Annotated in this window: 8 protein-coding genes and 2 tRNA genes; 3 read left to right on the top strand and 7 right to left on the bottom strand. The window is 73.0% G+C overall.

The annotated features are described in order from the left end of the window. Window positions 1-45: 45 nt before the first annotated feature. Window positions 46-537 carry a MarR family winged helix-turn-helix transcriptional regulator gene (locus LMU33_RS32250; protein WP_228624325.1) on the top strand — a complete coding sequence of 164 codons (492 nt, stop codon included), beginning with the start codon at window positions 46-48 and terminating at the stop codon, window positions 535-537. An 81-nt stretch (window positions 538-618) separates the two neighbouring features. Here the strand turns inward: LMU33_RS32250 and LMU33_RS32245 are convergent, their stop codons facing one another. The 3 genes from LMU33_RS32245 to LMU33_RS32235 form a co-directional block, all read right to left on the bottom strand. Then, window positions 619-1518: a calcium-binding protein gene (locus LMU33_RS32245; RefSeq protein WP_228624324.1), complete on the bottom strand. Its 900-nt coding sequence runs from the start codon at window positions 1516-1518 to the stop codon at window positions 619-621. Between the two features lie 265 nt (window positions 1519-1783). Then, a tRNA-Arg gene (locus tag LMU33_RS32240) sits at window positions 1784-1856 on the bottom strand. Between the two features lie 204 nt (window positions 1857-2060). Further along, window positions 2061-2151 (bottom strand) — tRNA-Ser (locus tag LMU33_RS32235). A 268-nt stretch (window positions 2152-2419) separates the two neighbouring features. Here LMU33_RS32235 and LMU33_RS32230 point away from each other — a divergent pair. Together LMU33_RS32230 and LMU33_RS32225 are read left to right on the top strand one after the other, a co-directional pair. After that, window positions 2420-2854, top strand: coding sequence for an SSI family serine proteinase inhibitor (locus LMU33_RS32230; RefSeq protein ID WP_228624323.1), 435 nt, complete (start codon window positions 2420-2422; stop codon window positions 2852-2854). Between the two features lie 755 nt (window positions 2855-3609). Beyond that, on the top strand, window positions 3610-8103 hold the full coding sequence (locus LMU33_RS32225; RefSeq protein ID WP_228624322.1) for a response regulator: 4494 nt from the start codon (window positions 3610-3612) through the stop codon (window positions 8101-8103). 124 nt (window positions 8104-8227) lie between these two features. Here LMU33_RS32225 and LMU33_RS32220 read toward each other — a convergent pair whose 3' ends face one another. From LMU33_RS32220 to LMU33_RS32205, 4 genes are all read right to left on the bottom strand, one after another. Continuing rightward, complete coding sequence (locus LMU33_RS32220; protein ID WP_228624321.1) at window positions 8228-9904, bottom strand: long-chain fatty acid--CoA ligase; 1677 nt, start codon at window positions 9902-9904, stop codon at window positions 8228-8230. Window positions 9905-10019: 115 nt separating this feature from the next. After that, window positions 10020-10613 carry a SigE family RNA polymerase sigma factor gene (locus LMU33_RS32215; protein WP_228624320.1) on the bottom strand — a complete coding sequence of 198 codons (594 nt, stop codon included), beginning with the start codon at window positions 10611-10613 and terminating at the stop codon, window positions 10020-10022. A gap of 358 nt (window positions 10614-10971) precedes the next feature. After that, on the bottom strand, window positions 10972-12138 hold the full coding sequence (locus tag LMU33_RS32210; protein WP_228624319.1) for a lipid-transfer protein: 1167 nt from the start codon (window positions 12136-12138) through the stop codon (window positions 10972-10974). Then, entirely contained in the window at window positions 12135-12533 is a 399-nt protein-coding gene (locus LMU33_RS32205; RefSeq protein WP_228624407.1) for a hotdog family protein, read from the bottom strand. The genes LMU33_RS32210 and LMU33_RS32205 overlap by 4 nt, the downstream gene beginning before the upstream one ends. Window positions 12534-12548 lie beyond the last annotated feature (15 nt).

The raw sequence follows: 12548 nt of genomic DNA, 5'->3' as shown, positions 1-12548 counted from the left end.
AAGTTTCCCCAACCGAATATCTCACGAGCTAAGGGATTTCGAAAGATGCACGGCACGCCGCGACCGCCCGCCACTCCGGCCCAGGCGCTGTCGGCGATGGACCACCTCATCGCCGCCCACCTGATCGGACAGCAGGAGCTGGCCCGGCGGCTGGGCCTGAACGTCACGGACCTGACCTGTTTCGCCTTCGTCCTGGAGGCCGGCGACGACCTGCTGACGGCCGGCGACCTCGCCGCCCGCGCCCACGTGACCACCGGCGCGGTGACCGGCATCCTCAACCGCCTGGAACGCGCCGGCTACGTCACCCGCCGACCCGACCCCACGGACCGCCGCCGGGTCCGCGTCGCCGCCGTACCGGATGCCGTCACCCGCGTGGAGGCGGTGTACGCGGGCCACTACGAACGCCTGACGGCCCTGTTCTCGGACTACTCCGCAGAGGAACTGGCGGTCGTCACCGACTGGTTCACCCGGGCCACCGCCCTGGCGCACGAGTACCTGGAGAAGCTGAACCGGAACGACCCGGAGGAGGAGTGCTGACCCTGGCGCCCCTGGAACACCCCCGCCGGGAACGCCAGAGGCCCCGGATCTCTCCGGGGCCTCTGTCTCAGCGGATGCCGGTCAGCGGACGTCGACGTAGTCGTACGCGTCCGCGACGGACGAGGTGCTGTTGCCCGCGTAGTGGAAGCGCCAGGTGCCGGCCGCGGAGGCGGTGACGGTGGTCTGCGCGTAACCGCTGGAGGAGGTCTTCACGGTCTTGACGGTGCTGTAGGTGCTGGTGCCCGCCTTCTTGAACTGCAGCTCGACGTACTGGCTGCCGTAGCCGTAGTACTTCATGTAGCTCCAGCTGGCGCGCTTCAGGGTGCCGGAGATCGTGATGGTCTTGCCCTTGGCGACGGGCTCCGGACCGGCGTTGAAGCCGCTGAAGCTGCTGGCGCGCTTGATCCAGTGGTTCTTGTAGAAGTCGTTCGTGTACGTGTCGCCGTCGTTGGCCGACGCGAAGACCGTGACGTTCCACTTGCCATTCAGCGAGCTGTCCCACAGCCCGTCGGCCTCGCCCGGCTTGGCCGTGATGGTGAACTTGCAGGTCGCAGCGGTCGCGCTCCAGTAGTCGCAGCTCTCGGCGCCGTTCTCGTTCCAGAGGAAACCGTCGAGGTCGCCGGTCTCCGGGTCCGGGTCGGTGCCGTGCCACAGGGCGACGTCCACGCCGTGCTGCTCGGCGTTGACGCCCGACGGGTCGGTCACCGTCACGTAGACGTTGAACGACTTCGGCGAAAGGCCGACGACGACGTCCTTGTTGGCGTTGACGGTGACCTTGGTCACCTGGATGTCGCCATCCGCCTCGGCGGCGGACGAAGCGGCGAAGGAGCGCTGCTTGCCCGGCGCCTGATGAGCGCTCTTGAACTGCTCGGCCTTGGTGGCAGCCGGGTTCTCCCCGGCGTGCGCGGCCGGGACGGCCAGGGCGGTCAGGGCCGCGGCACCGGAGAAGGCCGCGGCGGCCAGACTGGCACGAATGCGCATGTATGTTCCCCAAGTGGACGAGAGCTCACCAGTAGTGGGGGCGCTGGTGGGCCCAAAGGTTCTGAGGAGCCTGTTGACTCAACGCGAAGACTCGTGACCGCCGGAAACGGTTGTACAGATGGGAACAACTTTTTGAACGGGGCATGACTAGTCACCCAACGGCGGCACAGATCTCCGCCCTCTGTGACGGTTGCCGTCGAACACTGACATCAAAGGCAAAAGCCGGAGTCCCTGTGGATCACTCCACAGGGACTCCGGCTTGCTGCGCACTCGGCAGGATTCGAACCTGCAACCTTCTGATCCGTAGTCAGATGCTCTATCCGTTAAGCTACGAGTGCTTGTTCTTTTGTTCTTGTCCCCGTTTCGGCCCTTTCGGCCCCGTCCCGGCGACAGGAAGAACATTACATGACTGCCGCCGACATGTGAAATCCGATTGGCACACCCCTTGTGACCTGCGGAAACGTCCACAGACGGGCCGAGGAGCGACGGAGGGCGGGAACGCCGAAGCCCCGGTCGTGGGGACCGGGGCTTCGGGATCGGTGCGGAGGCGGAGGGATTTGAACCCTCGATGGGCTTTAAGGCCCAAACCGCATTAGCAGTGCGGCGCCATAGACCGGACTAGGCGACGCCTCCAGCACAACCGCTCACGCGAGCGCGCGAGTGGTGCGTGCAGATGATGACACAGCCGAGCGGCCTGTCACCAATCGCCCCCCACGGTACTAGGCAGTCGGGCCGCAGGGCAAAGGGCTTCGGTCCGGCGCGGCGCAAGACGCAACGTCCGGGGGCCCGCGGCGTTGGGCAGGGCATGGTCATTCTTCTTCAGCGGGGTCAGGGACGCAGAGCCCCCCAGCGGGATCCGGGGGTCGCTGCCCCTCGGCGGGGGCGTGTACATGGCGGTGGCATGTCCGTCCTCGCCGGCGTGTCCGCCCTGGTCGCCCTCTCCGCCGTTCCCGCGGTCGCCGCGCCCGTCGTGCCGCCGCCGGTGCGGCCCGAGGACCAGGCCGGTGATCACCTCACCGTCGCCGTGCGGCATGCCGGGTCCGAGTGGGACGGGACGTACGAGCTGTTCTGTCATCCGGCCGGCGGGAGCCACCCGGACGCCGCGGAGGCCTGCCGGGTGCTGGACGAGCACACGCAGTGGGGGCGCGATCTGTTCGCCCCGGTGGCGCCCGGCACCGTCTGCACCATGCTCTACGGCGGACCGGCCACCGCCCGGGTGACCGGTACCTGGGCCGGACGCAGCGTCGATGCCGCCTACGACCGCAGCAACGGATGCGAGGTCGGGCGGTGGGACCGGATGGTGCCGCTGCTGCCGAAGTCGGGCACGGCGACGTGAGCCCGCGGGCCCGTCGGCCGGTCGGCCCGCCATCCCATCCGGCTCCCCGCCGACGCACCGGCCCGCCCATCGACCCGCCGGCCCGTCCCCGTCACCCCGCTCACCCCTCCGCGTCATGCTCGCCCACCAGACCACCTGCCCGCAGACCCGGCGACCCGTCGGCCAGGGAGCCCGCAGGCCGCCGACCCGCACCCCAGCGATCCGGCGCCCAAGGATCCGCCGAGCCGGGATCGGCCCGGTCCGCCCTCCCGCCATCCCTCCGGCGGCCCAGCGATCGACCGGCCGACCGATCCGGCCGCCGCACCCACCCACCTCCCGGCCCACATCCCAGCGATCCCCCGATCCAGCGATCCGCGCCCGCCCACCGCCGCACCGCCCGGCGACCCATCGGCCGGCTGCCCACCAACCGGCGCCGGGCCCAGCGCCCCACATTCGGCGACCCGCCCCGGCCTGCCCACCGACCGGCCCCGGCCCACCCCACCCCCACCAGCTCACCGGCTCCTCCCGGGAAATCACCCGTCCCGTAAAGGTCCCGCGAAGGTCTCGCGGAGTCGGAGGGCAGGGTCGGCGGCCGGGGTCCGCCGGGGGTGGCGGGTGGTGGCCGGTTCGTTGTCACTTTGTCGTGGGACCTCCCTCTCATCCGGCGTCGCGAGCGCAACGTGTGCCCTTAGACTCCCTCGCGTGACACGTCGCGGGCCGGTTGGCAAGATGGCCCGAGCGGTCGGCAAGATGCGGTAACAGGGAGGAAGCGTCTCGTGAGCAGCAGGCCATCCCGAGGCGCTGCTCGCCTCGCAGCCATACTCGACGCGCTGCCGGACGCGTTGGTCCTGGTCAACGCCAACGGAACCGTCGTCAACGCCAACACCATCGCGCTCGAGGCATTCGAGGCGCCGGGTACGGCTCTCGTGGGGCGTGGGCTGCTCGATCTGCTGCCCGAGTTCGACTCGCGGCTGATCCCCGGGTCCATGCGGCGGCCCGATCACATGGACCCGCACGGGCGGACCAAGCCCACGCGGATGGTCGCGCGGCGCACCGACGGGTCCGAGTTCCCCGTCGAGGTGACGAGCGCGAACCTGGAGAACGGGCAGCAGGCGTACGACGGTTACGGATACACGGGTGACGAGCTGCTCATGCTCGTCGTCCGGGATCTCTCCGGGACCGTCGACACCGAGGCGGAGCTGGCACGCTCGCAGCGGCAGACCGAGATGATTCTGCGGGCCGCGTCCGAGGGTGTCGTGGGGACCGACACCGACGGGCGGATCGTGCTCGTCAATCCGGCCGCCGCCCAGATACTGGGTTACCGGGCCGGTGAACTCGGCGGCAAGGAGCTGCACAAGCTGGTGCTGCACTCGCGCGCCGACGGTTCGCCGTTCCCGTACGAGGAGTCGCCGCTCGCCGACACCCTGCGCTCCGGGCGCAAGCACCGGGTGCGCGGGCAGGTGCTGTGGTCCAAGGGGGACGCAAGGGTCTCCGTCGATCTGACCACCGCTCCCGTACGGGACGGGGACCAGCTCGTCGGCGCCGTGATGACCTTCACCGACCGGCGGGCGTACGAGGCCATCTCCGAGGAGAAGGCCGCGCTGGAGAAGGCGCACGCGGAGGAGGTCGAGCGGCTCGCCGAGGAGCACGCCTCCGACCTGACCGCACTGCGCCAGCAGCACGTCACCGAGCTCGAGGAGCTGCGCGAGAAGCACGCGGAGGAGGTCGGGGCCGGCGAGGAGCGGTACGCCGCGCTCGCCGAGCGGGAGAAGGACCGGTACGAGGCCCTCGCCGGGCGGCACGAGCAGTTGCTGACCCTGCTCGGGCAGTCGCTGCGCGGCCCGCTGGAGGAGCTGCGGCGCGAGCTGGCGGCACTGGCCGCCGACGACGCCGGGCAGCTGTGGCCCGAGGCCAACCAGGTCCTGCATCACCTTTCGGCCGGATATTCGCGGATCACGACCCTCATCGACAACGTCCTCGGATACCAGCGGCTGGACGCGGGCACCGAGGACATCACCCGTACGAAGGTCCTGCTGGACGCCGTCGTCGCCGCCGGTGTGGACGGTGCCGTCGAGCTGATCGGTCCGGGCCGGGTGCAGTTCGCCGTGCACGCGCCGCCCATCGAGGCCGAGGTCGACCCGCAGCGGCTTGCCACCGCGCTGGCCCATCTGGTGGCGGACGTCGCCGGTGTCGACGCCACCGGCAACTCGCCCGTCTCCGCGGGCGGTTACCTGGACAACACCGTCGTCGTCGCCGCCGCGCAGCGCGGCGAGGTCGCGCGCATCGAGGTGCGCGGGCCGTACGTCGGGGGAGACCCGGTGCACGAGCCGATCGTGCGCGGGATCGTACGGGCCCACGGCGGCGTGCTGCAGACGCACGAGGTGCCGGGCATGAGCGGCAGCGCGTACGTGCTGGAGGTGCCGCTCGGCGGTGGCGCCGGGACCGTCGACGGCGCCGGCGCGGGGCCGGTGCTCGCCGCGCTTCCGGCCGCCGCGCCGGACGCGGGCGTGCCCGGCTCCGGCGCCGGTGAGGTGGCCGTGTTCGAGGCCGGTGGCGCCGAGCAGGCTGCCGGCGGCGGTCGGCGGCGGGCCCGGCGGTCCTCCACCGACGCCTTCCTGGACAGTGACGTTCCCGGTGCCGGGCAGGCAGGTGAGGCCGACGCGGCCGCGCCGACCGGGCGCCGGCGCAGGCGGGCCGGCGCGCCCGCCGAGGAGACCGGCGCGTTCCCGGCCGAGGCCGTAGAGGCCGCGTCCGGGGGTACCGGACGACGCCGTGGCCGGTCCGCCGAGGGCGGCGCCGGTGTCGGCGCGGATGTGAGCGAGGGTGTGAGCGAGGGCGCGGTGGTGACCGCGGCCGAGCATGCCGCGGGGGCCGCCGCCTCCAACACGGGCCTCGGCCCCGCCGTTCCGCCGCAGGGCGTGCCCGGGCCCACGGGCCGGCGCGCCCGCCCCGCCTCCGGCGCCCCGCAGGCCGCCCTGCCGCCCGCACTGCCGGCGGCGGGCGACGAGCCGACGCCGGGTGCGCAGGCTCTTCCGGGTGGCGAGGGTGTTCCGGCCGAGGGCGGGCAGCCGACCGGGCGGCGCCGGCGCGCGCTGGCCGCCGCGGCGGAACGTGCCGCCGCCCAGGAGGCGGGCGGTGCGCGTACGGTCTTCGCCCTGCCGCCGGCCGAGGCCGACCGCACCCCGCAGTCCGCGGACTCGGCGAGCGGAGTGGGCACGGTTCCGGCGGCCGGTGGCGTTCCGGGTACGGCTGTGCCCGCCGGGCCGGGTGCCGGTGTCGTTCCGGGCGCCGGGCAGGTTGCCGGTCCCCCTCAGTCCTCCGGTCCGGTGCCGGTGCCCGCTCAGCTGCCGCTGTCCCCCGCGGGGGTACCGGGTGCCGACGGCCGGCACGACGCCGTACCGCTCGACCAGAGCGCGGACCACACCCCGCCGCAGCCGCATCCGACCAGCGCACCGACCGGCCGGCGCCGCCGCGCGGTGGCACAGTCGGCGGATGCCGCCCAGCCGGCACCTACGCCCACGGCCCCTGCTCCGACGCCCACGGCTCAGGCCGCTCCGGCGCAGGCCGTACCGGGCGTGCCGGGCGTACCGGGGCAGGTGACTCCCGCTCAGGGGGTTCCGGTCGCTCCCGGGCAGGCCGTACCGCACCCGGCGGGGACGCCGACTCCCGGACAGGGCATGCCAGTTCACGGCATTCCGGCGCACGGTACGGCCGGGCAGGGCATGCCCGTCCAGGCCGGTCCCGCGGCGGCGCCCGCGCAGACGCCCGGTGCGGCACCCGGCGCCCCGGCCGGCGCCTCCGCCCCCGGTCAGCAGACGGCCGTACCCCAGGCCGCCGTACCGCATCCCGCCGCGCCGACGCACGACACCGTCGGCCGGCCGGTTCCGGCGACCCCGACTCCGCCCGGTGCCACCCCGAGCGCCCAGCCGCTGCCCCCACCGGCCGCTGCCGGACCGGTACCGGCTGCCGTTCAGGCGCCCGTGCCCCAGCAGTGGCCCGGCGCCGACGGCACCTCCGGCGCGGGCACGCCCGTACCGCAGACCGGCACACCCGCCCCCGGCACCCCGCTCCCCGCGGACCACGCCGGGGTCCAGGCGCCGCGCGCCGCGCAGCCGTTGCCCGCCGAGGGCGCCGCGGTCGACCCGAACTCGACGCAGGGACGGGCGATCAGCGTCCGTACGCTCGGTCAGGGTGTGCCGTTCTCGCGGCAGGCCGCTCAGGTGCAGCAGCCGACGGCGACCCCGCCGCCGCACGCGCCGGGCGGTTCGGGCCGCCGGCGCAAGCTGGGCACGCCTCCCGACCCGGCCAGGCAGCCGGAGCAGGCGGGCCGGCCGCATCCGCCGGCCGAACAGCCGACGACCGCGCATCCGTCCCTGGCCGGGCAGTCCCGGCTCGCCCCGGGTACCGAGGGCGCCGGACGGTCGTACGCCATAGGCGCGCCGGACGCCGACGCCGCCGAGGGCCCCGAGCCGCTGGACGGCCCCGGGGGTGCCATCGAGATCGCGGACACCCCGCGACCGCAGCCGCTGGACGACGAGCTGCCGCCGGAGCCGCTGGACAACCCGCGCCGGCTGCTGGTGTGGCCCGCGCCGGACGCGACGACCCAGCAGGCGCTGAGCGACCGCGGCTACCGGCCAGTGATCGTGCATTCCCGTGAGGAGGTCGACGCGCAGATCGCGGCGTTCCCGGCCGCGCTGTTCGTGGACCCGCTGACGGGGCCCATCACGCGTACGGCCCTGCAGTCGCTGCGCCAGGCGGCCGTCGCGGCCGAGGTGCCGGTGCTGGTCACGGCCGGGCTCGGGCAGGCGACGCGCGAGGCGGCGTACGGCGCCGATCCCGCCGTACTGCTGAAGGCGCTGGCGCCACGGGACAGCGAGCAGCATCCGCCGCGGGTGCTGCTCATCGAGGAGCACGCGGAGATCGCGCTGGCGCTGACGGCGACGCTGGAGCGGCGCGGGATGCAGGTGGCGCGGGCCGCGAGCGACAACGACGCGGTGACGCTGGCGGGGCAGTTCCGGCCGAACCTCGTGGTGATGGACCTGATGCAGGTGCAGCGACTGCAGGCCGGGGTCACCGGGATCATCGACTGGCTCCGCGCGAACGGGCAGCTCAACCGCACCCCGCTGGTCGTCTACACCGCAGCGGTCGACCAGGCCGATCTGCCCCGGCTGGCCTCGGGCGAGACGGTGCTCTTCCTCGCGGAGCGGTCGACGAGCGGCGAGGTGCAGAGCCGGATCGTGGACCTGCTGGCGCGGATCGGCACCAACTAGCTCACGGACCTCTCGAACCTCGTACGACCCCCGACGGCCACTGCTTCGGACAGGTGCCCGGCGGCTGACGCCGGGCACACGCGCGCCGGGCAGCAAGCCCCGCTGCCCGGCGCGTCCGGGGGTGTCACAGGCGGGTGACGTCCAGCTCCCCCTCCGCGTACCGCCTGCGCAGCACCTTCTTGTCGAACTTGCCCACGCTCGTCTTCGGCACCGACTCGACGATCGTCCAGCGCTCGGGCAGCTGCCACCTGGCGATGCGGCCCTCCTCGGCGAGGAAGGTACGCAGGGTCTCGAAGTCGGCGGTTGCGCCCTCCTTCAGGACGACCGTGGCCAGCGGGCGCTCGCCCCACTTCTCGTCGGGTACGGCGACCACCGCGGCCTCGGTGACGTCCGGGTGGGACATCAGCGCGTTCTCCAGCTCCACCGAGGAGATCCACTCGCCGCCGGACTTGATGACGTCCTTGGCGCGGTCGGTGAGGGTGAGGTAGCCGTCGGGGGAGATGGTCCCGACGTCACCCGTCTTCAGCCAGCCGTCCGCGCTGAACTTGTCGGCGGGGCGCAGCGGTTCGGCGTCGGGGCCGTTGTAGTAGGCGCCGGCGATCCAGGGGCCGCGCACCTCCAGCTCGCCCGCCGACTCGCCGTCCCAGGGGAGGCGTTCGCCTCCGGGGCCGGTGAGGCGGGCCTCGACGCCGGCCGGGAAGCGGCCCTGGGTGAGGCGGTAGGCGAACTCCTCGTCGGTGCCGGCGGCGTGGGCCGGGGGACGGGCCACCGTGCCCAGCGGCGAGGTCTCCGTCATGCCCCAGGCGTGGCAGACGCGCATGCCGAGCTTGTCGAAGGCCTCCATGAGGGAGGGCGGACAGGCGGAGCCGCCGATGGTGACCTGGGTGAGGGAGGAGACGTCACGGGGGCGGGCGGTGAGCTCGGCGAGCAGGCCCTGCCAGATGGTCGGGACGGCCGCGGCGTGGGTCGGCCTCTCGCGTTCGATCATCTCGGCGAGCGGCGCCGGCTGGAGGAAGCGGTCCGGCATCAGCAGGTTCACGCCGGTCATGAAGGTGGCGTGCGGCAGACCCCAGGCGTTGACGTGGAACTGGGGCACCACGACCAGCGAGGTGTCCTCGTCGGTCAGGCCCATCGACTGGGTCATGTTGACCTGCATGGAGTGCAGGTAGATCGAACGGTGGCTGTACACCACGCCCTTGGGGTCGCCGGTCGTGCCGGAGGTGTAGCACATGGCGGCGGCCTGGCGTTCGTCCGGCTCCGGCCAGTCGAAGGTGGTCGGCCGGTCCGCGATCAGCTCCTCGTACTCGTGGACGCGGGCGTGCGCGCCCTGGAGCGGGGAGCGGTCGCCGGGGCCGGAGACGACGATGTGCTCGAGCGTCGGCAGCTTGGGCAGCAGCGGGGCGAGCAGCGGGATGAGCGAGCCGTTGACGATGACGACCTTGTCGGCCGCGTGGTTGACGATCCACACCAACTGCTCGGCGGGCAGCCGCAGATTGAGCGTGTGCAGCACCGCGCCCATGGACGGGATCGCGAAGTACGCCTCCACGTGCTCGGCGTTGTTCCACATCAGAGTGGCGACCCGGTCGTCGCCGCGGACGCCGAGTTCGTCCCGCAGGGCGTTCGCCAGCTGTACCGCGCGCGCTCCGGCCTCGGCGAAACTGCGCCGCTGGGGCTCGGCCTCTCCGGTCCAGGTGATGATCTGGGACCGCCCGTGCACCAGCGTCCCGTGCGTCAGGATTCGGGTGACGGTCAGCGGTACGTCCTGCATGGTGCTCAGCACGGAGTCCTCCCGGGGCGGCATTGCCTACGCGGTGGTAGAGGTTGCGCTGATTCTGCGCACATACCGCGCGGTATGTCACTAGGGGGTGTGTCACTCGGCGAGAAAACCGGGCAGGAAACCCGGGGAACGTCCCGGTCTAGCGCACCAGTCCCAGCTCGGGATCCTCGCGCAGCTTGGCCAGCGCACGCGACACCGCCGACTTCACCGTGCCCACCGACACCCCGAGCACCTCGGCGGTCTGGGCCTCGCTGAGGTCCTCGTAGTAGCGCAGGACGACCATCGCCCGCTGCCGCGCCGGCAGCTTCGTGATGGCCCGCCACATGGCGTCGTGCAGCGCCTGCCGCTCGGCCGGGTCGTCGTCGCCCGGCACGGGCTCCGGCTCAGGCAGCTCGTCGCAGGTGAACTCGTCCACCCTGCGCTTGCGCCACTGCGAGGTCCGGGTGTTCAGCAGCGCGCGGCGGACATAGCCGTCGAGCGCCCGCTGGTCCTCGATCCGCTCCCAGGCCACGTAGGTCTTCGCGAGCGCCGTCTGCAACAGGTCCTCGGCGTCGCAGAGGTTCGCGGTGAGCGAGCGCGCGGTGCGCAGCAGAACCGGCTGACGAGCCCGCACGTACGACGCGAACGTCGGGTATGCGGGAGCCTCCCCGCTCGGCCGGTGCCGGGGGTGCGGGAGGCTCTGCCGCCTTGGTGCGGCGGCGGCCGAGGCGCTGGTGCAGACGGGTGTGGTCATGGCTCCACGCTAGGAGCGGACGCCCCGGCGGCGGATCGCCCCCAGGTCCCGAAGCGGCGTCCCCCTCAGGTTGTAGGGGTGGGGTCTGCTCCACCTCCTGAAGGTGGACGGCGGGTGCACCCCGTCTGCGGGTACGACCCTGACTCCGCACCGATCCCACCAGGCACCGCCCGCCGAGCCGCCCCTGACACCCGGGCCGGGGCGGGCGTCCGGCAACTGTTCCGGGGGCACGACACCGGCTCTCTCGTCTGCGACTTTCGGTACGCCGGTCGGCGGCCTCGGCGAAGGTTCCGGCCGTCCGTCATCTGCCGGTCCGTCATCTGCTGGGTCCGTCGTCCACCGGTCAGCCCTCCGCCGGTCAGCCCTCCGCCGTCAGGACCAACCCCGAGGTCGGCACCCCGGTGCCTGCCGTCACCAGGGTCCGGGCCGCGCCCGGTATCTGGTTCACCGCCGTGCCCCGCAGTTGGCGCACCGCCTCCGCCATGCCGTTCATCCCGTGCAGATAGGCCTCCCCGAGCTGGCCCCCGTGGGTGTTGAGCGGCAGCCGCTCCTCGGCCACGAAGTCCGCCGCCTCCCCCTTCCCGCAGAACCCGAACTCCTCCAGCTGCATCAGCACGAACGGTGTGAAGTGGTCGTAGACGATCCCCACGTCGATGTCGGCCGGGCCGAGTCCGGACGACCGCCACAGCCGGCGGGCCACCGCGCCCATCTCCGGCAGGCCGGTCAGATCGTCCCGGTAGAAGCTGGTCATCTGCTCCTGCGCCCGGCCGGCGCCCTGGGCGGCCGCCGCGATCACGGCCGGCGGATGCCGCAGGTCCCGGGCCCGCTCCACCGAGGTGACGACGAGCGCCTGCCCGCCGTCGGTCTCCTGGCAGCAGTCCAGCAGCCGCAGCGGCTCCACGATCCAGCGGGACGCCGCGTGTTCGGCGAGCGTGATCGGGCGGCCGTGGAAGTACGCCGCCGGGTTCGTCGCCGCGTACTTGCGGTCCAGCACGGCCACATGCCCGAACACCTCCGGCGCCAGCCCGTACGCATGCAGATACCGCTGGGCCGCCATCGCCACCCAGGAGGCCGGCGTGAGCAGCCCGAACGGCAGCACCCAGCCGAGCGCCACGCCCTCCGCCGACGGCTCCCGGTGCTGCACACCGGCACCGAACCTGCGTCCCGAGCGTTCGTTGAAGGCCCGGTAGCAGACCACGACCTCCGCCACGCCCGTCGCCACCGCGAGCGCGGCCTGGAGCACGGTCGCGCAGGCCGCACCGCCGCCGTAGTGCACCCGCGAGAAGAAGGACAGCTCGCCCATCCCGCAGGCCTGGGCCACCGTGATCTCCGGGTTGGTGTCCATCGTGAACGTCACCATCCCGTCCACGTCCGCCGGCGCCAGCCCCGCGTCGTCCAGCGCGGCCCGCACCGCCTCCACGGCCAGCCGCAGCTCGCTGCGCCCGGAGTCCTTGGAGAACTCGGTGGCCCCGATCCCGGCGATCGCGGCGCGCCCGGCCAGGGTGTCGCGCGCCCGGGAACTCATGGGCGGGCCTCCGCGTCCGGGACCGTGACCGTCACCGTGCCCGTCACATGTCTGCCGAGGGCGTTGGCGCCGACGACCCGCACGGTGGCGGTGTCGCCGTCGACCGCCTCGATCGTGCCCGTCAGCACCATCGTGTCTCCCGGGTAGTTGGGTGCCCCGAGCCTGATGGCGACCTTGCGGAGTATCGCCGTCGGGCCGAAGTGGTCCGTGATGTATCTGCCGACCAGGCCGTTCGTCGTCAGGATGTTCATGAAGACGTCCGGGGAGCCCTTCTGCCTGGCCGACTCGGCGTCGTGGTGCACGTCCTGGTAGTCCCGCGACGCGATCGCCCCGGCCACAATCAGCGTCCGCGTGACCGCGATCTCCAGCGGGGGCAGTTCGGCGCCCGCCGTCAGTGCCGTCGTCGGCGC

The sequence above is a fragment of the Streptomyces barringtoniae genome (assembly GCF_020819595.1).
GTDB lineage: Bacteria > Actinomycetota > Actinomycetes > Streptomycetales > Streptomycetaceae > Streptomyces > Streptomyces barringtoniae.
The sequence above is the reverse complement of the archived record's forward strand: the minus strand, read 5'-3'. Positions and strand labels throughout refer to the sequence as shown.

Bases quoted from the DNA above. Each gene is read 5' to 3' on its own strand.
- LMU33_RS32215 (WP_228624320.1), bottom strand. From the start codon at position 10,613: ATGACCACACCCGTCTGCACCAGCGCCTCGGCCGCCGCCGCACCAAGG.
- LMU33_RS32230 (WP_228624323.1), top strand. From the start codon at position 2,420: ATGTCCGTCCTCGCCGGCGTGTCCGCCCTGGTCGCCCTCTCCGCCGTT.
- LMU33_RS32245 (WP_228624324.1), bottom strand. From the start codon at position 1,518: ATGCGCATTCGTGCCAGTCTGGCCGCCGCGGCCTTCTCCGGTGCCGCG.
- LMU33_RS32210 (WP_228624319.1), bottom strand. From the start codon at position 12,138: ATGAGTTCCCGGGCGCGCGACACCCTGGCCGGGCGCGCCGCGATCGCC.
- LMU33_RS32220 (WP_228624321.1), bottom strand. From the start codon at position 9,904: ATGCCGCCCCGGGAGGACTCCGTGCTGAGCACCATGCAGGACGTACCG.
- LMU33_RS32250 (WP_228624325.1), top strand. From the start codon at position 46: ATGCACGGCACGCCGCGACCGCCCGCCACTCCGGCCCAGGCGCTGTCG.